The following is a 21,088-nucleotide window of genomic DNA, read 5'->3' as shown; positions in this document are numbered from 1 at the left end:
CAGGCTGCTCCAGCAAGGCGGACTGCATGGGGTGGCGGCACATCACTTATTGGAAATCCTTCAGGTTCCAGTTGCCGATGTCGTCATCGGTACCGGCTTCGCCATCCAGACCCATGGAGAAGATATCGATCTTGCCGAACTGGCCCGGGCTCAGCAGCTGGTAGGGGTTGCCCCAGGGATCTTGCGGCAGGCGCTTGATGTAGCCGCCATCGCGGTAGCTACGCGGTGCCGGATCGATGGAGGGCTTGGTCACCAGTGCCTCCAGACCCTGTTCGGTGGTCGGGTAGCGGTTGTTGTCCAGCTTGTACATGTCGAGGGCGTTTTCCAGCGCCACGATATCGGAGACCGCTTTCTGCTGGTCAGCCTTCTCCTTGTTGCCCATCAGGTTGGGCACCACCAGGCTGGCCAGAATACCGAGGATCACGATGACCACCATGACTTCCAGCAGGGTAAAACCGGATTGACGACGTTTGTTCATGAGTTGCTCCGTAACGAATGAGATGGGATGACCCATCAGAGAGTGATCACTGGGTGGGTTCGACGGGCCGCCAGCGGCATCACCGAACACCGGAAACTTACATATTCACCATATTGTTGAGCTCGAGGATCGGCTGCAGGATCGACATCACGATAAACAGCACTACCCCGGCCATGGAGACCACCAGCATGGGTTCGAATACCCCGAGGGCGATATTGACCTGGGATTCAAACTCCCGATCCTGGTTGTCTGCCGCCCGCTCCAGCATGCTGTCGAGCTCGCCGCTCTGCTCGCCGGAGGCGATCATGTGCAGCATCATGGGCGGGAAAATTTTGGTCTCGGTCAGCGACTTGCGCAGACTGGTCCCTTCGCGCACCCGTTCGGCGGCCTCGAGAATGCGCATTCTGGCAAAGTCGTTGGAGAGCACTTCACCGGCGATCTTCATCCCCTCCAGCAGCGGCACCGCACTGGCGTTGAGAATGCTTAAAGTGCGGGCGAAACGGGCGGTGTTGAGACCGCGGCTGACCCGGCCAATCACCGGCAGGCCGAGCAGCACCTGATGCCAGCGCCGGCGGCGCTTCTCGTCGGTGAGCCACCAGCGCCAGACAAAGCTGCCGAGGAAGATCAGCAGCAGGAACCAGAGGCCGTATGCCTGCATCAGTTCGCTGGTGCCGATGAGAAAACGGGTGGTGCCCGGCAGCTGCTGACCCATGTGTTCAAACTGGGCAACCACCTTGGGCACCACGGCGGTGAGCAGGATCGAGATAACCCCGATGGCGACGCAGGTCAATACGATGGGGTAGATCATCGCCTGCAGCAGCTTGGTGCGCATATGCTGGCGCTGCTCGGTGTAGTCAGCGAGGCGGTTGAGCACTTTTTCCAGATGGCCCGACTTTTCACCGGCCGCCACCATGGAGCGAAACAGCTGGTCGAACACATGGGGAAAGGCCCCCAGCGAGTCGGCCAGCGAATAACCTTCCACTACCTTGCTGCGCACGGTCGCCACCAGAGAGCGCAAGTGGGCCTTTTCGCACTGCTCGGCCACCGCCTTGAGCGCCTCTTCGATGGTGAGACCGGCACCGACCAGGGTGGCCAGCTGGCGAGTGATCAGGGCCAGCTCGGCAGTGCTGGCACCGCGACGGAACAGGGCGAAGCGGGTTGCCTCCCGTTTCGCCTTCTCGGTGGTCTCGTTGACCTCGAGCGGGGTGAGCCCCTGCTCGCGCAGCAGCTGGCGTACCTGACGGGCCGAGTCGCCCTCCATCACGCCGCTCTTGCTACGCCCCTTGTTATCGAGGGCCTTGTATTCGAATGCCGCCATCTCAATCTTCCCGGGTCACGCGCAGTACCTCTTCGAGGCTGGTCTGCCCCTTGAGCACCTTGTCGATGCCATCGCGGCGGATGCTGGGGGTGTGGCCGCGGATCAGCCGTTCAATGGTCATCTCGCCGCTGGCACCGTGAATGGCTTCACGCACCGCCTCGTCAACCACCACCAGTTCGTGGATGCCGGTGCGACCGCGATAGCCGGTGTGGTTGCACTGTTCGCAGCCCACCGGATGCCAGATAGGCTGATCCGGCTCCAGCTTGATGCCCATGGCGAGACGCTCCTGCTCGGTGGCCGGGCGCGGGGCGCGGCAATCGGGGCAGAGGGTGCGCACCAGCCGCTGGGCCAGCACCGCCAGCAGGGAGGAGGAGAGCAGGAAGGGCTCGATCCCCATGTCCCGCATCCGGGTGATGGCGCCGATGGCGGTATTGGTGTGCAGGGTCGACATCACCAGGTGACCGGTGAGGGAGGCCTGTACCGCGATCTGGGCGGTCTCGAGGTCACGAATTTCCCCCACCATCACCACATCCGGATCCTGACGCAGGATGGCGCGCAGGCCGCGGGCGAAGGTCATGTCCACCTTGGTGTTGACCTGGGTCTGGCCCACCCCTTCGAGGTCATATTCGATGGGATCTTCGACGGTCAGGATGTTGCGATCCCGCGAGTTGATTTCAGACAGCGCCGCATAGAGGGTGGTGGATTTACCGGAACCGGTCGGGCCGGTGACCAGAATAATGCCGTGGGGCTTGCGAATAAGCTCGCTGATGATGGTGCGGTTGGCCGCGGTCATCCCCAGCTGCTTGAGCTCGAGGCGCACGTTGTTCTTGTCCAAGAGACGCAATACCACCCGCTCGCCGTAACTGGACGGCATGGTGGAGACCCGCACATCGACGGCGCGGCCGCCGATACGCAGCGAGATACGGCCATCCTGCGGCACCCGCTTCTCGGCGATATCCATCCGCGACATGACCTTGATCCGCGAGACCAGGAGCGAGGCCAGCTTGCGATGGGGGCGCAGGATCTCCCGCAGCACCCCATCGATGCGAAACCGGATCACCAGTGCCCGCTCGAAGGTCTCGATATGGATATCTGAGGCCTCCTCCTTGATCGCCTCGCTCAGCATAGCGTTGATGAGGCGAATGATGGGGGCGTCGTCATCTGCGTCCAGCAGGTCTTCGCTCTGGGGCAGCTCTTCGGCCAGCGCGAAGAAGTCCATCTCGTTGCCGAGATCTTCCATCAGCTGACGTGCCTCGGAGGAGTCGCGCTGATAGTGGGCCATCAGCAGCTCTTCGAAGGACTCGTTGTCGAGCTGCTCCACCGCGAAGCTGCAACCCGCTACCCGCCGTACTTCCAGCAGGGCTTGCGGGGTGACGCCGGGGCGGCACTGCAACACAGGTGCCCCTTCCCGCTCAATCAGGATCACCCCGAAATTGCGGGCAAAGGCAAAGGGCAGCTCCGGCAGCGGGGGCGGCAACTCGCCGCCGTCAAGATGGTAGGCACTCATCAGGGACGGCTCTGCACAAAGGGGGTGGTGGTTTCGACGGCGCTCTGCTGTCTGTTCTGCATCTCGTTGATCTGCTTCTGAATCTCTTTTTGCAGCTCGGGTGATACCATCACATCCTGACCGTAGGCGGGCAATACCTGACGGGCGGGGGAGGTGAGGTAGCCCTCCTGCGAGGCCGCATTGAGCTGCTCTGCGCGGAACAGACTGTACTTGTTACTGGAGATGCCGGAGTAGACGTCCGCATCGCGCAAGATGGTGGGCCGGATAAAGACCATCAGGTTGCGCTTGGAGGTACTGTTGGCGGTAGAACGGAACAAATAGCCCAGTACCGGGATATCGCCGAGTAGTGGTACCTTGGAGATCTCCTCCTTGGTCTGCTCATCCATCAGGCCGCCCAGCACCACGGTTTCGCCACTCTTTACCAGCACGGAGTTCTTGACGGTACGGGTATCGAAGGTGGGTCCCAGACCGTCTGTTCCTGTTGCCTGTTTACCCACGCTCGAGACTTCCTGCTCGATGTTGAGCAGCACCGAATCCCCTTCATTGATCTGCGGCGTGACCGTCAGCTTGGTGCCCACTGTCTTGCGCTCGATAGTGCTGAACACCTGATCACTGGTAGTGGAGGTCTGTGAGCCGCTCTGGACCGGAACCTCCTGACCGACGTTGAAGGAGGCCTCCTTGTTATCCATGGTGACGATACTCGGGGTGGAGAGAATATCGTTCTTGGTATTGGAGGCCAGCGCCGTCGCCAGCATGGCCCAGTCGCCGTGATAGAAACCGGCAGCCATCCCGTTAAAGCTCTCTAGCAACTTGGCAGCACCATCGGTCTTGCCATTCTGGTAATCCTTGCCCGCGGCGATGGCACCAGTGATGGGGAGCCCTGTGTTCGTGAACTGGGTACCGCCGCCATTGGCATTGCCCCACTGGACGCCGAGGTTGAGGCCATCGGCATCCTGCATTTCGACGATGATCGCCTCTACCAGCACCTGGGCGCGGCGGATGTCGAGCTTGGCGATGACCTGTTCGAGCTCGGCCATCACGTCTGGTTGGGCGGTGATGACCAGAGCATTGGTAGTCTCGTCGGCCGAGATGGCCAGCTTGCCGCCGCCGATACTGCCGCCACTGGTAGCGGCTGCGCTGCCACCCCCTTTCTTGTCGGCCTCGATGCTGGAGCTGACCCCCTTGAGCACATCGACCATGTCCTTGGCCTTGCCATATTTGAGATAGAAGACCCGAGTATTGCCCTGACTCTGCAGGTCACGGTCGAGCTGGCGTACCATCTGGATGATGCGGGCGCGCGCTTTCGGCTCTCCACTCACTACCACCGAGTTGGTGCGCTCGTCAGCCACCACCTTGGGGGAGAGCAGCAGGGAGGCGGTGCCTCCTTGCGGATTGCCATCCTTGTTGAGGTTGGTCACCAAGCGAACCATCTCGCCCGCCGAGGCAAACTTGAGCTTGATGATGTCCACATCCTGATCGCCAGCACGGTCGACCCGGTTGACCACTTCCACCAGACGATTGACCACGGCAGCGCGGCCGGTGATGAGCAGCACGTTTGAGGGCTCGTAGTGCACCACATTGCCACCACCGGCGTTATCGTTGAGCTGGCGCAGCAGGGGAGCCAGTTCACGCACCGAGACGTTGCGCACCGGCACGACCCGGGTCACCATCTCGTCGCCCATGCCCGGGTTGCTGCCATCCACCACCGGAATGGCGGAGGTCTTGGCATCCCGTGAGCGCAGTATCTTGAGCACGCCGTTATCCATCGGCACCACGGCAAAGCCGTAGACGTCGAGTACGCTCAGAAAGAACTGGTAGTACTGCTCCTCGTTGAGCAGGTCGTAGCTGCGCACGTTGATCTTGCCGCGCACCGAGGGCTCTATGATGATGGTTTTATTGAGGTTCTTGCCCACCGTATTGATGAACTCTTCAATGTCGGTGTTCTTGAAACTGGCAGAGTATTCGGTGGCCCAGGCTGAGCCCGCCATCATCAGTGCCGCTGCGATAGTGGCCAGACGCCAGCCTTTCCCTTTAGTTGTCATTATTGGTACGACTCCAAATCATTATTCTGACAAGCGCACATAGACATCGAACTGTTCGCCCTGTCGCTCGACGGTCACTGTCATTTCCGTTGCGCCAGCCAGCTGCTGCATCGCCTGCATGGCTTGCATGTTGTCCCGTAAATCCAGCCCGTTGATGCTGATGGCCAGGTCATTGGCCTGCAGCCCGCTCTGGTTGAAAAATTCCGGATGGGGGCCCGGGTTGAGGCGATAGCCGGTCATGCGGCCATCCACTTGAACCGGTGAAATATTGAGGTAATCGGTGATCTTGCCCGGGTCGGCCATCAGCTCGCTGCGCAGGGAGCCAAGAGGAGCAGAGTTGGTTTGCGGCAGCGGCTTGCCATACTCCTCGCCATCCAGCATCAGGGTCTCGTCGCGGCCATCCCGCTCGATGATCACCCGATCCGGATAGACCTGCCGGATCCGCGCCTGGGTGCCGTCAATCATGTCGCCAATACCATATGAGTTCTGGATGCCGGACATGGCGATGATAGCGATGGATTTGGATGGATTTGAGCTGGCCAGCACCCCGTTGAGTTGGGCATTGAGCTGGGTACGCGGCGCATTGGCGGCCACTGCGGCTTTGGCCTGCGCCTTGGGGATCGCCTTGCCAAACAGCGCCAGTCGGCTTACCTCATCCAGCTCAAGGCGCGGGCTGCTCTGGCCGCTGACCGCTACGGTGGAAGGTTGCCACGGCTGGCTGGATTGCGGGTTTGCCAGGGTGAGCAAGCGCCAGGTGAGTGCTGCGCTCTGTTGTGCCAGCATCAACAGCAGCGCCAGAAAGAACACTCCAGTGACGCGAGTCAAAGGAAGCTGCCGGCACCGGGCCAGCAGCAGGGTCAAGATGTCATCCCTGAATCGTAGCGTCATATTAATCAACAAATTCCAGGTTCTGGGGCGGCTGCGTATTGTGTACGGCTGCGTGCTGTGACACAACGGGTCCGGGCACACCAAACTGTAAAAATGGATATTTCATCACACCGTAACCCTTTGAATGCTCATAAAAGTGTCACTCAGGTGAGGCGCATCCTGCTGGCCAGCGATCATCAGGGACAGGTGCGTACTCACCCTCGCCAATCCTGCAACGCCTTGAGGGTTACGCTCTGGCCTCCGACCTGCAGCACAATGTACTGCTGGTCTATGGTGGCGAGCAGGACTCCGGGGGCGATTTCGCTTCCTTCCCGATATTCCCGGCCATTGAGCACCACGGCCCGCTTGGCCGGATTGGATGAGAACACATGGGAGCCATAGCTGAATGCGGGCACTTGCTGGCGAACCGAAAGCGGAGCGGCATTCAGCGACATCAGCTGGGCCGGCTGCACGCCTTGGGGAACTGTACCCGATTCCTGTTGCAGCGGTGTTTCGTTGAGGGCGCGCATCAGCTGTTCGGCCAAGGTCGGTCGACTGGTTGCCGGATTGCTGGCAGCCGCAGCAACCCTGGGCTGCTGCACCACAGGTTCCGGCAGGGGCGGGGGCAGCGGACGGGTCACCATCGCCTTGGGCTCAACCCGCACGAAGGGGGAGGCAATCACCTCTTTTACCTCCACCTTCTCCTCGATGGGACGCAGGTGGATTAGATGCCAGCCATAGTTGGCACCCGCCCCCAGTAGCAGGGCAAGGGGGGCCAGCAGCCAGCCGATACGGCGCGCGGGTTGCGTCTCTTCGCGGGCTACTGCTAGCCCCATGGCGGGAATATGGCTCTGTTGCGAAGGCTGCTGGGCACGGCGCAGAGCATTGAGCAGGGTAGACATCAGGAGGCCTCCTCCAGTCTTGGCATGGGTTCGCCGGAGAGAGCGTTGAGCCGCAGCAGGGTGTTGCTGCCGGCGATGCCATCAGGGGTGAGCCCCTGATCCCGCTGGAACTGCTGCAGTTTGGTCTTGAGCTCGCCATCGAAACGGCGCACCTTGCGTTCGGGTTGTTGCAATGCTCGGCTCAGGGCGTTGTCGAGCCACTGGATCTGGGTCTGTCCGGCATTGCTGGCGATCAGGCTGACGCCCCCTTTCGGCATGCGCCAGAGCAGGGTATAGCTGCCACCCCAGTTGTCGGTGAGCCACTGGCGATCCACTTGCCAGCTCTGGTTGCCGATCATCAGGCTGGCCTTGCTTGGCCCCAGATTGACCAGGGTGGCGTAATAGAGACCGCCATTCTGGTCAGTGAGCGTGATCATGGCGGGATACTGCAGGGCGCGCAGCTCGTCGAGGCTTGCCTCTCCCTCCTGACAGCGCAGACCGGCACGGGGCGCGTTGTCACATGTTGCCTCGAACGGTTCCGGTTCATAACCCCAGACCCGATAGAGATTCTGCATGGCGCTGTCGGGGTCGATGGCCTGATTGATCGCCTCGGTCAGCTGCTCCTGCTGCTCGGCGGTTTCGTCGATGGTGACTGGTACCTCGACCTTGACTACCGGACGGGTGGGGAACACGCCGAAAAATTGCCAGCTCCACCAGCCTGCGGCCACCAGCAGGGCGCCCGCCAGCGTCACCATCAGACCGGAGGCCCAGCTCCCTTCGTCCCGAACGCCATTGACCTCGAAGGCGGCCTGGCTGATATCGCTGTGGACAATCTTGTAGCTGCCACGGGCGAAGGCTGCGAGCAGGGCGCGATCGCAGATGAGGTTGATCAGGCGCGGAATGCCGCCGGAGAGCCGATGCAGCGTCTGGATCGCTCTGGGGGTAAAAATGGGCTGCACACAACTGGCTACTTGCAGCCGGAAGCGGACGTAGGCATCCACATCGGTGGCGGAGAGGGGCAGCAGGTGGTAGCGGGCGGTGATGCGCTGGGCCAGTTGGCGCAACAGGGGCAGGCGCAGCATCTGTTGCAGTTCGGGTTGGCCGATCAGCACGATTTGCAGCAGTTTTTTCTCGTCGGTTTCCAGGTTGGTCAGCAGACGCAACTGCTCCAATACCCCGGGCAACAGATGTTGGGCCTCATCCACCAGTACCACGCTGCGCTTGCCTGCGGTCAGGTTGGCCAGCAGGTGGTCGCGGATCAGGTCGAACAGTTGCTTGATCCCAGCCTCGGCGGGGTAGGGGAGTTGAAACTCGTCACAGATGGCGGCCAGCAGATCCCGTTCGGTCAGGGAGGGGTTGAGGATGTAGGCGATCTCGGTCTCTGCTGGCAACTGCTGCAACAGGCAGCGGGAGACGGTGGTTTTGCCAGTGCCCACTTCGCCGGTCAGCAGCACAAAGCCGCCGCCATCCTGCAATCCGTAGTTGAGGTGAGCAAGGGCTTCGCCGTGGCGCTCACTCATATAGAGGTATTTGGGATTGGGCGAGATAGAGAAGGGCGGTTCAGATAGGCCGAAGAACTGTGTGTACATGAGGGGGATTCTTTTGTAGCCGGCGACAGATTAGAAATGTCTCCGGATGATAGCAAACCTCGAATTCATTGGAAGCCATCATTGGCAAAGGATGACAAATTGCCGCCTTTTCCTGTCATCTTGTGATCCAGATAGCGGCCCGTTGCACCATGGTACTCAAAAATTGCAACGAATCTGAAAAATAAGTTTTTCATCAATGGCTTGTCGGTATCCGTTGTCACTGTGTTCTGGCGTTTTCGGGTCAATAGTTATGGTCTGACCACTCTCTTATGCCCATCTTCTCCTCTCGCAAGGGGGGCCGGGAGAGGGGCTAGTGGCGAAACAGTACCAAGCCCCAACCAGAGTGCAGGGCGCGGGCCATTTTCCCCGCGCACTCTGTTACTGTCGTTGTAGCAGCAGACTGCCGATGGAGTAACCGGCACCAAACGAGCAGAGGACGCCGCGGGCCCCGGCAGGAAGGTCACCGTTGTGAAGGTGAAACGCAATGATGGAGCCTGCCGAGCTGGTGTTGCCGTAGCTGTCGAGAATGATCGGCGCCTCCTGCTGGCTGGCATCGTGACCGAGCAGCTTGCGACCGATGAACTGGTTCATGGTGAGGTTGGCCTGATGGAGCCAGAGCCGGTTCAGGCTCTCGGCGGGCCAGCCCTGCTCATCGAGCTGGTTGGCTATCTGGTCGCACACCAGCGGTAACACCTCCTTGAACACCTTGCGCCCCTGCTGGCGGAACAGCTTGTCGTCGCTGTAGCGGGTGCGCGGGCTCAGCCGGTTCAGAAAGCCGAAGTTGTTGCGGATGTTGTTGGAGTACTGGGTCACCAGCTTGCTGGCCACCAGTTGCCACGGATTGGCCACCTTGCAATCGGCCTCCCGCTCCAGCAGCACCGCGGTGCAGGCATCACCGAAGATAAAGTGGCTATCGCGATCGCGAAAATTGAGGTGCCCCGAGCAGATCTCCGGATTGACCACCAACGCCACGTTGGCTGTGCCTGCCGCCAGCATGTCGGCGGCTGTCTTGATGCCGAAGGTGGCAGACGAGCAGGCCACGTTCATATCAAAGGCCATGCCGCTCGCCCCCAGATAGTGCTGCAGCTCGATGGCCAGCGCTGGGTAGGGGCGCGGCATGTTGGAGGCGGCGACGATCACCAGATCGATCTCGCCGGGCTCGCGACCGGCGGCGATCAGCGCCTGCTCGGCGGCGGCCACCGCCATCTCCACCATGATGGAGGGCATCTCATCGGGCCGCTCCGCCAGCAGCGGCTGCATGATATCGGGGTTGAGCACCCCCTCGCGGCTCACCAGATAACGGCTCTTGATGCCGGAGGCCTTCTCGATGAACTCGCAGCTGGAGTGCTGCTTGGCGGGGAGCTGGCCGGCGTCGATGGCAGAGGCGTTCTCCTCGTTGTAGAGATCCACATACTGGTTGAAGGCAGCCACCAGCTCTTCATTGCTGACGGCAAAGGGTGGGGTATAGAGGCCTGAGCCACTGATCACGATAGAGGTCATCTTTGCTCCTCGCCGGGTGCGTTCCCGGCTTGTCGGTTTATAGGGTAGAGAGGGTTACAGCTGGTCGATCGCCGCAGCGAGACCCGCCAGGGTCAGCGGATGCATTCGCCCGCCAACCACGTCATTCATCAGCTTGATGGAGGGATGCCAGAGCCACTCCCGGCGCGGGGTGGGGTTGATCCACACCAGTTTGGGAAAGTGCTGCTGCAAGCGGGTAAGCCACACCTGACCCGACTCTTCGTTCCACTGCTCGACACTGCCGCCTGGCCAGGTGATCTCGTAGGGGCCCATGGTGGCATCCCCCACCAGGATCACCCGGTAGTCGCTGCCGTAGGTGCGCAGTAGCCGCAGGGTATCGAACCGCTCCTCAAAGCGGCGCTCGTTATCCTTCCAGACGAAGTCGTAGAGGCAGTTGTGAAAATAGAAGTACTCCAGATGCTTGAACTCGTGGCGCAGGGCGGAGAAGAGGCGCTGCACCTCGGCCACGTGGGCATCCATGGAGCCTCCCACATCGAAGAAAACCAACAGCTTCACCCCGTTGTGGCGCTCGGGCCGCAGTTTCACATCGAGCCAGCCCTGGCGGGCAGAACTTTTTATGGTGTCGTCGAGATCCAGCTCGTCGGGATTGCCTTTGCGCACCCAGCGTCTGAGTTTGCGCAGCGCGAGCTGAATGGCGCGCTGGCCAAGCGGTGAGTCGTCGCTGAAGTTGCGATAATGTCTGGCCTCCCACACCTTGGCCGCCTTGCCGTGCTGCCCCTCTCCACCCATGCGCACCCCCTCGGGGTGAAAACCGCCGTGGCCAAACGGGCTGCTGCCACCAGTCCCCACCCACTTGTTGCCGCCGGCGTGGCGCTCTTTCTGCTCGCGTAATCGCTGGTTAAGGGTTTCAATCAGCTTGTCGAGTCCGCCAAGGGATTTGAGCAGCGCCTTCTCCTCTGGGCTCAACAGCCGTTCGAACTCCTTGCGCAGCCACTCCTCGGGCAGGCTCTCCGGCAGCAGGGGAATCGCTTCCAGCCCCTCATAGTATTCGGCGAAGGCGCGATCGAAGCGATCGTAGTGGGCCTCGTCTTTTACCAGCAGGCAGCGGGAGAGCTGGTAGAACTCGTCCATATCGACAGCGACCAGCCGGGCAGCCAGTGCGGCGTGCAAGTCCAGCAGCTCACGCAGGCTGCACGGGAGTTTGTGGCGGCGCAGGTGGGTAAAAAAGTCGATCAGCATGGGTCAGCTGCCGCGCCGGGCCAGAAAGGCGAGCTTCTCGAAGAGATGCAGATCCTGCTCGGTCTTGAGCAGGGCGCCATATAGCGCGGGCACCAGCTTGCCGGGCTCGCGGGCACGCATCGCCTCGGGGGCGATATCGTCGGCCAAGAGCAGGCGGATCCAGTCCAGCAGCTCCGAGGTGGAGGGTTTCTTGCGCAGCCCCTCTACCTCGCGCAGCTCGAAGAAGAGATCCATTGCCTCGCCAAGCAGGCTCTCCTTGAGGTCGGGGTAGTGGAGTTTGACGATGGCCTGCATCTCGGCCTTGTCGGGGAAGCGGATGTAGTGGAAGAAACAGCGGCGCAGGAAGGCATCCGGCAGCTCTTTTTCGTTGTTGGAGGTGATGATGACCACCGGCCGCTGGCGCGCCTTGACTCGCTCGCCGGTCTCGTAGACGTCGAACTCCATCCGATCCAGCTCCAGCAGCAGATCGTTGGGGAATTCGATGTCGGCCTTGTCGATCTCGTCGATCAGCAGCACAGGTCGCTGCTCGGCGCTAAAAGCCTGCCACAGCTTGCCTTGACGAATGTAGTGGCTGATATCGGCCACTCTGGGATCGCCGAGCTGTGAGTCGCGCAGCCGGGCCACCGCATCATATTCGTAGAGTCCCTGCTGGGCCTTGGTGGTGGACTTGATATGCCAGGCAATGAGATCGGTGCCAAGATGATTGGCGACCGCTTCTGCCAGCACCGTTTTGCCGGTGCCTGGCTCCCCTTTGATCAGCAGCGGTTTTTCGAGGGTGATGGCGGCATTGACCGCCATCTTCAATGCATCGGAGGCGAGATACTGGCTGCTTCCTGAAAATCCCATAACGTCGGTTCCTTTGACGATTGGCTCCCGGAGTCAGGGGCCAGAGAGAATAAGATCTATATGTTGTAATACCATATGGTTATAACGAATAGTCACTTCTCATTCAGAAACCACAGGGTAATCTTGTTTCATCGTCGTAACAAACACAGGGATAGCACCATGAGCAAAATTTTTGAGGACAACAGCCAGACTATCGGTCACACCCCGCTGGTTCGTCTCAACCGTGTTACCAAAGGCCGCGTGCTGGCCAAGATCGAGAGCCGCAACCCCAGCTTCAGCGTCAAGTGCCGGATCGGCGCCAACCTGATCTGGGATGCCGAGAAGCGTGGCATCCTGACCAAGGGTAAGGAGATCATCGAGCCCACCAGCGGCAACACGGGTATTGCTCTGGCATTTGTTGCGGCTGCTCGCGGCTATCCCATTACCCTGACCATGCCGGCAACCATGAGTCTGGAGCGCCGCAAGCTGCTCAAGGCGCTCGGTGCCAATTTGGTGCTGACCGAAGGACCGCTTGGAATGAAAGGGGCCATTGCCAAGGCCAACGAGATCCTCGAGTCCGAGCCGGGCAAATACGTGCTGTTGCAACAGTTTGAAAACCCGGCCAACCCGGAGATCCACGAAAAGACCACTGGCCCCGAGATTTGGGATGCCACTGACGGTGAGGTGGATGTGTTCGTGGCCGGGGTCGGTACCGGCGGCACCATTACCGGTGTCTCCCGCTACCTGAAGAAGACCCAGGGCAAGGCGGTGGTCTCTGTTGCGGTCGAACCTGCCGAGTCGCCGGTCATCAGCCAGAAGTTGGCCGGTGAAGAGATCAAACCGGGCCCCCACAAGATCCAGGGTATCGGCGCCGGCTTTATCCCGGGCAACCTCGACCTCTCCCTGATTGACCGGGTCGAGCAGGTGACCAGTGACGAAGCTATCGAGATGGCTCGCCGCCTGATGGAGGAGGAGGGGATCCTGGCCGGTATCAGCTCCGGTGCTGCTGTGGTGGCAGCCAGCCGTCTGGCCGAGCAGCCGGAGTTTGAAGGAAAAACGATAGTCGTTATCCTACCGAGCGCCGCGGAGCGTTACCTCTCCAGCGCCCTGTTTGCCGGGGTGTTCAGCGAGCAGGAACTGCAGCAGTAACTGATCGGAATCTTTCAAAACAGCGGCGCTCCCAAGAGCGCCGCTTCTTTATGGGCTAGACTCAACCCCTGATAGTGTCACTTGGTCCTTATTTTTTGGGGTAAAATAACAAGCTTGGGAGTGAGAAAAAAAGCAGACATTCTGTGATAAATCTCATATCCTGTGCGGCGTCACGCGGTGTTTGCTGGCTGGGTATCACAAAGTAACAAAGTGTTATTTTTCGTTATAAAATAATTTCAAGCCAGTCCTGATGCGGCTTGTAGCCCAATAACTGAAAATTGCCAACCAGCGTGCCGATTACTGCACAGAAACTTGACCTGGATTAAACCATTGCGGGTCTGCTTTCGTTACTTTACAACATATCCATACTGACACGGTGGGTCAGGTTGCTTCAAAAACGACCAATCCACCAAAAAATATCAATAATATGGGGTGAAACCATGTACGAGAAGTCTGTTGTTATTACTGCTGAAAACGGCCTGCACACCCGTCCGGCAGCTCAGTTCGTGAAAGAAGCCAAAGAATTCCAAAGCGAGATCACTGTGGTCTCCGGTGGCAAGTCCGCCAGCGCCAAGAGCCTGTTCAAGCTGCAGACCCTGGGCCTGACCAAGGGTACCAACGTAACTATCCAGGCTGATGGCCCGGATGCTCAGCAAGCTGTTGAGAAGCTGGTTGCCCTGATGGACGAGCTGGAGTAATCCAGCTTTAGATTCCTCCCCCACAGTCGTTTTAATAGGAAGGATTATGATATCTGGCATTCTTGCGTCCCCCGGTATCGCATTCGGTAAGGCGCTTCTTCTTAAAGAAGATGAAATCGTTATCAATCAGGGCAAAATCTCTGCTGATCAGATTGATGGCGAGATCAACCGTTTCCTCGAAGCTCGTACCAAGTCAGCTGCCCAGCTGGAAGCCATCAAAGAGATGGCCGGTCGCACCTTCGGTGAGGAAAAAGAGGCCATCTTCGAAGGCCACATCATGTTGCTCGAAGATGAGGAGCTGGAAGGGGATATCAAATCCTTCATCAAAGAGAACAAGGCATCCGCCGACAAAGCCATCTATGAGGTGATCGAGCAGTACGCCAAGATGATGGCCGAGCTGGATGACCCCTATCTGCGCGAGCGCGCCACCGACTTCCGTGACATCGGTACCCGTCTGGTGAAGAACGTGCTGGGCATCGCCGTTGTCAACCTGAGCACCATCGACGAAGAGGTGATCCTGGTCGCCAAAGACCTGACCCCGTCTGAAACCGCTCAGATCAACCTGAAATATGTGCTGGGTTTCGTCACCGATATCGGTGGCCGTACCTCTCACACCTCCATCATGGCCCGCTCCCTGGAGCTGCCGGCCGTGGTAGGCACCAACGACATCACCGAGCGCGTCAAGAACGGTGACATGCTGGTGCTGGATGCGATCAATAACCAGATCATCATCAATCCGACCGCTGAACAGCTGAACGAAGCCAAGAAGTTCCAGGCTCAGTTCCAGGCCGAGAAAGATGAGCTGGCCAAGCTGAAAGATCTGCCTGCCATCACGCTGGATGGTCACCAGGTCGAAGTGTGCGCCAACATCGGTACCGTCAAGGATACCGAAGGTGCCATCCGTAATGGCGCCGAAGGCGTGGGTCTGTACCGTACCGAGTTCCTGTTCATGGACCGTGACGCGCTGCCGACCGAAGACGAGCAGTTCAAAGCCTACAAAGAAGTGGCCGAAGCGATGCCGGATCAGCCGATCATCGTGCGTACCATGGACATTGGCGGCGACAAAGAGCTGCCGTACATGAATTTCCCGAAAGAGATGAACCCCTTCCTGGGCTGGCGTGCCGTGCGTATTTTCTTCGACCGCGAAGACATCATGCACGCTCAGCTGAGGGCCATTCTGCGTGCGTCTGCCTTCGGCAAACTGCGCATCATGTTCCCGATGATCATCTCTGTCGAAGAGTTCCGTAGCCTGAAAGCGACCGTAGAGACCCTGAAAGCCGAACTGCGTGCTGAAGGCAAAGCCTTTGATGAATCCATCGAAGTGGGTATCATGATCGAGACCCCGGCCGCTGCCGTGATGGCTCATCATCTGGCCAAGGAAGTGGATTTCTTCAGTATCGGTACCAACGACCTGACCCAGTACACTCTGGCCGTCGACCGTGGTAACGAGATGATCTCTGCTATGTACAACCCGCTGTCACCCTCCGTCCTGACCCTGATCAAGATGGTTATCGATGCGTCCCACGCCGAAGGCAAGTGGACCGGTATGTGTGGTGAACTGGCTGGTGACGAGCGCGCCACTCTGCTGCTGCTGGGTATGGGTCTGGATGAGTTCTCCATGAGCGCCATCTCTGTACCGCGTATCAAGAAGCTTATCCGCAACACCAGCTTCGAAGATGTGAAGGCAATGGCTGACCAGGCATTGAGCTTTGCCACCGCTGCTGAAATCGAAGCGTGCGTAGATAACTTTATCAAGCAGAAGGCAGTCTGCTAAGATCGGCTGCAAACAGCGACAAATCATCTTTAGGAGCTTTTACTATGGGTCTGTTCGACAAACTGAAGAAACTGGTGTCCGACGATAGCGCTGATACCGGCGGCATCGAAATCTTTGCTCCGCTGTCTGGCGAAATCGTGCCGATCGAAGATGTGCCTGACGTTGTCTTCGCCGAGAAGATCGTGGGTGACGGCATCGCCATCAAGCCGGCTGGCAACAAGATGGTTGCTCCGTGCGACGGCACCATCGGCAAAATCTTCGAGACCAACCATGCGTTCTCTCTGGAGTCCGACTCTGGGATCGAGCTGTTCGTTCACTTCGGTATCGACACCGTTGAACTGAAAGGCGAAGGCTTCAAGCGTATCGCTCAGGAAGGCCAGCAGGTCAAGCGCGGTGACACCATCATCGAATTCGATCTGGCCGTTCTGGAAGCAAAAGCCAAATCTACCCTGACTCCGGTGGTCATCTCCAACATGGACGAGATCAAAGAGCTGGTGAAGATGACTGGTGCCGTGACTGTGGGCGAGACTCCGGTTATCCGTATCAAGAAGTAATGGTCGGCTGGCCTATGCCAGTTGCCGCAGTAAAAAACCGAAGCCTGGTGCTTCGGTTTTTTTATGGTTGCGTGCGAGCTTCCCTTTCTGGCTATCAGGCTATTGTGCCGAGATGACCACCCGGTTACGTCCCTGCTCCTTCGCCTGATAAAGGGCCCGGTCTGCCATCATCAGCAGATAGTCGATGCTCTCCTGACCCTTCATGCCGGCACACCCCAGACTGATGGTTAGCGCGATCTGTTCTCCTTGCCATGGCAAGCGGGTGGTACTGACATGCTGGCGCAGTTGCTCGGCACGTTGTGCCGCCTGCTCAAGGCTGCAGTCTGGCAGGATCAACAGAAACTCCTCTCCACCCCAACGGGCCAGGCTTTCCCCGGGCAACAACTGGCCCGCCATGGCATGGGCGACGGCGCAGAGTGCGGCATCGCCCGCAGGATGGCCGTAGCGGTCATTGACCTGCTTGAAATGGTCGATATCTCCCAACACCACCGAGAGGGGCTGGCCCTGCAACCAGAGAGCCTGCAGCTGTTGCTGGGCGCCACGCCGGTTGGTCAGTTCGGTGAGGGGATCGGTGCAGGAGAGGCGGCTCACCTCTTCTACCATGCATTGCAGGTCGTGGATATCGCGAAAGGTGACGATATGGCTATCCGGGATGGCATCTGCCCCCAGCTGGGCGGTGACGATAAACCAGCGAGAGTGGCCACTCTTGCATCGAATCAGCGCCGGCATCTCGGCGACCTCCAGTCCATGGTGCAGGCTCTGCTCTATCTGGTTATGCCAAGCCTGAATTACCGAGTTGCGATAGCTCTCATCGGGATAGGCGAGGTGAAACCAGCTCTCCATGTCCGGCAGATCCTGCAGCTCATAGCCCAGCTGTTCGCGAAAGGCCCTGTTGAGGAAGAGATGGCGACGCAGGGGGATCCGGTCGGGTGACATATGACCCTGGCTGGCTGTCGACTCGGACACCAGGATTGGGAGCGGGATCACATCAAAGGAGCGAAACAGAATGTGCTCTAGTTGTTGGTCATCCATGGGCGAAAACGCGGCTCCCTGCTCTCCCGTTCGTCAGCCTACATTAGGTGAGAGACCGCAGCGGGTAAACTCATTTATCACTCTCCGGCGGTTGCCTGAGTGGATGGTCGTGGCAACGGGAACATAAAAAAGCCGCTCACCAGGGTGAGCGGCTGTTGCCATCAGATTCATGCAGTTCGCTATCAGGCTGGCTGCTTGCCATCTTCCGCGGGCGGCGGCAGGGCGGCGGAGTTGGACTCCACCTTCTGCTCTTCGCCCTGCATGTTCTTGATGTAGACATCCATCTGGTTGAAGGCGATCTCGATGCCATTCTCGCGGAACAGCTGGTCGATCTTGCGGTTCAACTCGTCCACCGCCGGGTTGCGGTCTCCCAGTTCGCTCACGAAGAAGCGCAGCTCGTGATCCAGAGTACTGGCGCCAAAGGTGAGGAAGTAGACGATGGGGGCCGGGTCTTTCAGCACGCGGCTGTTTTCGTCGGCCGCCTGTTTGAGCAGGGTGCGGGTCAGCTCCAGATCCGAGCCGTACGCCACGCCCACCCGCACGATCACCCGGGTGACGGTGTCACTCAGTGACCAGTTGATGAGCCGCTCGGTCATCAGTTGCTGGTTGGGGATGATCACCTCTTTGCGGTCGAAGTCGGTCAGGGTGGTGGCGCGAATGCGGATCCGCGAGACGGTACCGGAGAAGGAGCCGATGGTGACGGTGTCACCGATCCGTACCGGACGCTCGAACAGGATGATGATGCCGGAGACGAAGTTGGAGAGGATCTCCTTCATGCCGAAACCGATACCGACTGACAGACCACCCGCTACCCACTGCAGCTTGTCCCACTGCACGCCCATCATGGAGAGAGCGGTGAGGGAGCCAAAGCCGATCAGTACGTAGTTAAGCATGGTGGTGATGGCGTAGGCGGTCCCCTGAGCCAGGTTGAGCTTGGAGAGCACCAGCACCTCCAGCAAGCCCGGCAGGTTGCGCGCCAGTGACCATGCACCGCCGAGCAGCAGGAAGCCGATCAGCACGTCACTCAGGCTGATGGGGAACAGCACGGCATTGGCGCCGGTGCCTTCGCTGCGGTGCCATAGCACCATGCTGTCGAGGTAGGAGAAGACCGCGACCAGATCAGACCAGAGCCAGTAGAAGGCGACACCGAAGATCAGCATCAGCACGGTACGGGTCAGACGCAGGGACTGCTGGCTGACATCCTCCAGATCCATGGGCTGCTCTTCGATGGACTCGCCCCCTTCCGCATCTTCCGAAGATTTGTGCTCACGCTTGGCCACCGCACGGCGGTAGGCCAGACGACGGGCCGCCAGCTCCAGACCACGCAGGGCGGTGCGGTAGACCAGGCTCCAGATGATGATGAGGTAGAAGGATTCGATCAGGCGACCGGTCAGCTTCAGCGCGGTGTAGTAGTAACCGAGCACGGCCAGCACGATCAGCGCCACCGGCGCCAGCGCCAGGGCGATGGCGATCAGCGACTTCTGCATGCTCGCCTCGCCCTTGATGCGGGCGCGGGAGATGGGGAACACCAGATAGGCGGCCAGCCCCAGCAGGGTCAGGGTCATGGCCTGACCGATCACGTCGTTGCCCAGGGTGGAGGGTTCAACCACCGCCTTGGTTGCGAGCATGATGAGCGGCAGCAGTGGCAACCAGATGTAGCGCATGCTGTTGCGCTTGGCCTGCAGCTCTGCTTTCGGGATCCGGAAGTGGGTCTCGGCGATGCCGCCCGGGCGCATCACCGCCAGATAGACGCTGAACACCAGATAACCGAGGGCGAGGTTCAGGGTGATCTGGAACATCAGCTTGGGACTGAGCAGACCGCAGTAGGTCAGCAGCAGACCGCCAGCCAGAATGAACATGCTGCCCGGCAGGCGTTGCAGTACGGTATAGAGCAGGGCGCGCGGGGTGTGCCACTGGCTGTCCTGACGGAAACGGCCAAGGTCCTTGGTGATCTTCTTCTCGCGCTCAACCAGCGCCGGACGTTTCCAGACCAGCAGGCCGCCGATCAGCAGCAGCGGGAAGGCGAGCAGGGAGATCCCCAGCAGCTCTTCGCGCCAGCGTTTCCAGTCCGGTTTCAATACCCAGTCGGAGGCCTGTTTGTAGGCCTGGGCGGGCCAGCTGATAAACCACTTGCTGTCGATGGGCTTGTTGCTGCTTACCCAGAAGATGTGTTGCTGCAGGGTAAATTCGATAGAGGCATAGACCCGCGCCAGCTGCTGCTGGGTCAGCTGCAGGCTGATGGCGTTGGTAAGCTGGCTGTCGAGCTGGCGGTTGAGCTGATCGAGCAGATTGATGCGGGTGTCGAGCAGCTTGGCAAGGCTCTCCTTGTCCTCCTCGCTGACCGGATCCTTGCTGCCGGCGATCAGATTGTCCAGATAGAGGTTCTTCTGGAACAGCTGGTCACGCTGCTGGCTCAGTTCAAACTGGGCCAGATGCAGATCGGCGATCTGCTCTTCCAGGTTTTTGACGGCGATGGTGGGCGCCGCTTCCAACTGCTGGTAGAGCTGATAGAGGATGCGTGACAGCAGCAGATTGCCCTTGAGCATCTGCACCTGTTCATTGAGGTTGCGCTCGGTCTGGATGCCGCGCTCCAGCCAGCTCTTGGCTTGCAGGTTTTTCTGTACCAGCGAGTTGAGGCTGGTAGTGGCACCGATCAGCTGCTGGCTGAGCTGGTGGTTGAGCTCCTGCTCTTTTTGCACCAGCGGGCTGTCTTCGGTCGCCACCAGTTCACCGGTCTGCTCGGCGGTTTTTTCGGTGTCGCCGAGGCGCTTGGCGCTGCTCTGATCCTGCAACAGCTGCAGTTTCTGCTCTTCGCTGGCGAGACGGGCACTCTGGTAGTCGCGCTGCTTGATCGCCAGATCCTGCATGCTGGTTCGGTTATCCAGCTCCTTTTGCAGGTGGGCCAGTTGCAGGTCGAGCAGGGCCAGTTCGGCACCGAGCTTCATCTTCTCGGCGCTGGAGACGCTTTCACCGGCGTTGAGGCGGGTACGGATCTCCTGACTGCGCTGGTAGGCACGGCTCATGCTGGCCTGGGCCCGCTCCGGCAGGGTCTGCAAGCTGGTGAGCTGGCTGCCGATGGCGCCGAGGGCCTCCTGGGCCGCCTGCATGTTGGCCAGCACTTCCGGCTGACGGCTGTCGAGCTCTGCCAGACTCATGCTGGCGTATTCGCTCTTGATCTGCTCGGCACTCTTGCCCTTGGTCAGGGCATCGAGCTTGGCGCTGATCTCTCTGAGTTCGGTGGGCAGGTTGCGGATCCGCTGGGCCTGGGTCTTGGCCTTTGCCTCTTCCTTGTCGATGCTGTCGAGCAGTCCGAGGGTTTCGGTCAGCAACTTCTGATCCGCTTGCTGACTGACGGTCAGGGTCTCTGATTTACCCAGACCATCCAGCGCTCGCTGAACTGCGTTGCGAGAGGGGACATCTTGCGCCATGGCTTGCGGGACGCAGAGGCTGGCGAGGAGACAGAGCAGCGGCAACAGGGTGGCCGAGACTCTTTTAAAACGTATTGAGGGCATATAACTTCCGGGTTATTACGCGATATTCGGGAGATTTCCCGCATAGATTAAATTCGCGTGGATTCTAACACCGGGCTTGTCAGGTAAGCAGGGGGGAGGGACAAAAAAAACGGCGCCCGCAGGCGCCGTTTTCAACTCGTTCAG

General features: G+C 59.7%; 16 protein-coding genes. 4 read left to right on the top strand and 12 right to left on the bottom strand.

The genetic code is table 11. From position 1 onward, the window contains the following. Positions 1-46: 46 nt before the first annotated feature. From exeG to G5154_RS05250, 10 genes are all read right to left on the bottom strand, one after another. A complete protein-coding gene (exeG, locus tag G5154_RS05295) occupies positions 47-478 on the bottom strand; it encodes a GspG family T2SS major pseudopilin variant ExeG (protein ID WP_005347518.1) in 432 nt (143 codons plus the stop codon). A gap of 97 nt (positions 479-575) precedes the next feature. Further along, entirely contained in the window at positions 576-1,796 is a 1,221-nt protein-coding gene (gene exeF, locus G5154_RS05290; RefSeq protein ID WP_005347516.1) for a GspF family T2SS innner membrane protein variant ExeF, read from the bottom strand. Between the two features lies 1 nt (position 1,797). After that, on the bottom strand, positions 1,798-3,303 hold the full coding sequence (gspE, locus tag G5154_RS05285; RefSeq protein WP_421250467.1) for a type II secretion system ATPase GspE: 1,506 nt from the start codon (positions 3,301-3,303) through the stop codon (positions 1,798-1,800). Further along, the gene (exeD, locus tag G5154_RS05280) at positions 3,303-5,345 is read right to left on the bottom strand and encodes a GspD family T2SS secretin variant ExeD (RefSeq protein ID WP_216978321.1); all 2,043 of its coding nucleotides are present in this window, start codon (positions 5,343-5,345) and stop codon (positions 3,303-3,305) included. The genes gspE and exeD overlap by 1 nt, the downstream gene beginning before the upstream one ends. A gap of 21 nt (positions 5,346-5,366) precedes the next feature. Then, positions 5,367-6,206: a GspC family type II secretion system variant ExeC gene (gene exeC, locus G5154_RS05275; protein ID WP_421263893.1), complete on the bottom strand. Its 840-nt coding sequence runs from the start codon at positions 6,204-6,206 to the stop codon at positions 5,367-5,369. A 221-nt stretch (positions 6,207-6,427) separates the two neighbouring features. Further along, positions 6,428-7,114 carry a GspB family T2SS assembly factor variant ExeB gene (gene exeB / locus G5154_RS05270; protein ID WP_421211947.1) on the bottom strand — a complete coding sequence of 229 codons (687 nt, stop codon included), beginning with the start codon at positions 7,112-7,114 and terminating at the stop codon, positions 6,428-6,430. Next, complete coding sequence (locus G5154_RS05265; protein WP_421250466.1) at positions 7,114-8,682, bottom strand: ExeA family protein; 1,569 nt, start codon at positions 8,680-8,682, stop codon at positions 7,114-7,116. Before G5154_RS05265 ends, exeB begins: the two co-directional genes overlap by 1 nt. A 378-nt stretch (positions 8,683-9,060) precedes the next feature. Beyond that, a complete protein-coding gene (locus G5154_RS05260; protein WP_421250465.1) occupies positions 9,061-10,182 on the bottom strand; it encodes a beta-ketoacyl-ACP synthase III in 1,122 nt (373 codons plus the stop codon). 54 nt (positions 10,183-10,236) lie between these two features. Continuing rightward, positions 10,237-11,400 carry a vWA domain-containing protein gene (locus G5154_RS05255; RefSeq protein WP_421250464.1) on the bottom strand — a complete coding sequence of 388 codons (1,164 nt, stop codon included), beginning with the start codon at positions 11,398-11,400 and terminating at the stop codon, positions 10,237-10,239. A gap of 3 nt (positions 11,401-11,403) precedes the next feature. Beyond that, positions 11,404-12,246, bottom strand: coding sequence for an AAA family ATPase (locus G5154_RS05250; protein WP_421250463.1), 843 nt, complete (start codon positions 12,244-12,246; stop codon positions 11,404-11,406). A gap of 159 nt (positions 12,247-12,405) precedes the next feature. On the opposite strand from G5154_RS05250, the gene cysK reads away from it, so the two are divergent. From cysK to crr, 4 genes are all read left to right on the top strand, one after another. Further along, complete coding sequence (cysK, locus tag G5154_RS05245) at positions 12,406-13,374, top strand: cysteine synthase A (RefSeq protein WP_215807521.1); 969 nt, start codon at positions 12,406-12,408, stop codon at positions 13,372-13,374. 440 nt (positions 13,375-13,814) lie between these two features. After that, positions 13,815-14,072: an HPr family phosphocarrier protein gene (locus tag G5154_RS05240; RefSeq protein WP_005338266.1), complete on the top strand. Its 258-nt coding sequence runs from the start codon at positions 13,815-13,817 to the stop codon at positions 14,070-14,072. Between the two features lie 46 nt (positions 14,073-14,118). Then, entirely contained in the window at positions 14,119-15,846 is a 1,728-nt protein-coding gene (gene ptsI, locus G5154_RS05235; protein WP_216953166.1) for a phosphoenolpyruvate-protein phosphotransferase PtsI, read from the top strand. Positions 15,847-15,890: 44 nt separating this feature from the next. Further along, on the top strand, positions 15,891-16,400 hold the full coding sequence (gene crr / locus G5154_RS05230) for a PTS glucose transporter subunit IIA (protein WP_216953167.1): 510 nt from the start codon (positions 15,891-15,893) through the stop codon (positions 16,398-16,400). 99 nt (positions 16,401-16,499) lie between these two features. Here crr and G5154_RS05225 read toward each other — a convergent pair whose 3' ends face one another. After that, positions 16,500-17,432: a GGDEF domain-containing protein gene (locus G5154_RS05225; protein ID WP_421250462.1), complete on the bottom strand. Its 933-nt coding sequence runs from the start codon at positions 17,430-17,432 to the stop codon at positions 16,500-16,502. 182 nt (positions 17,433-17,614) lie between these two features. Then, positions 17,615-20,944, bottom strand: coding sequence for a mechanosensitive channel MscK (mscK, locus tag G5154_RS05220; protein WP_005359039.1), 3,330 nt, complete (start codon positions 20,942-20,944; stop codon positions 17,615-17,617). Positions 20,945-21,088: the final 144 nt, after the last annotated feature.

It is taken from the genome of Aeromonas sp. 600527 (assembly GCF_049175415.1).
GTDB classification, from domain to species: domain Bacteria; phylum Pseudomonadota; class Gammaproteobacteria; order Enterobacterales; family Aeromonadaceae; genus Aeromonas; species Aeromonas veronii_A.
This window is presented reverse-complemented; position numbering and strand designations above follow the sequence as displayed.